Raw genomic sequence first — 410 nt, forward strand, 5'->3', positions numbered from 1 at the left:
GGTCACCGGCATTGTCTGGCATGCCATGCGCGGGGAACTGGCCTATCGGCGGCAGGGTCTGCACGACACCGTGCTGCGCACCCGCACGCCGGCCACTGCTCCGCTGCGCGTCGCCGCCAGCCGATCGCACCGTTCGCCGGAAACCGAGGCGCTGCTGGCGCGCATGGGCCGCATCGAGACCATCGCGCAGGGATCGTCGCTGAAATTCTGCCGGATCGCCGAAGGCGGCCTGGATGTCTATCCGCGGCTCGGCCCGACCTCTGAATGGGATACCGCCGCCGGCCAGTGCGTGCTGCATGCGGCGGGTGGCGCGGTGCTGTCGGCCGCGACCGGCAAGCCGTTCCGCTACAACCGCCGCGAAACGCTGTTGAACGGCGATTTCATTGCCCTTGGTGATACCAGCCTGCCGT

At 69.0% G+C, this 410-nt stretch carries 1 protein-coding gene; it reads left to right on the plus strand.

Features of this window, described 5'->3' with window-relative positions; genetic code table 11:
• A partial coding sequence (locus D7X55_RS47095) for a 3'(2'),5'-bisphosphate nucleotidase CysQ (protein WP_304988943.1) occupies nt 1-410 on the plus strand: 410 nt, incomplete at both ends.

Origin of the sequence: Corallococcus sp. AB049A, from assembly GCF_003668885.1 — a bacterium.
GTDB lineage: Bacteria > Myxococcota > Myxococcia > Myxococcales > Myxococcaceae > Corallococcus > Corallococcus interemptor.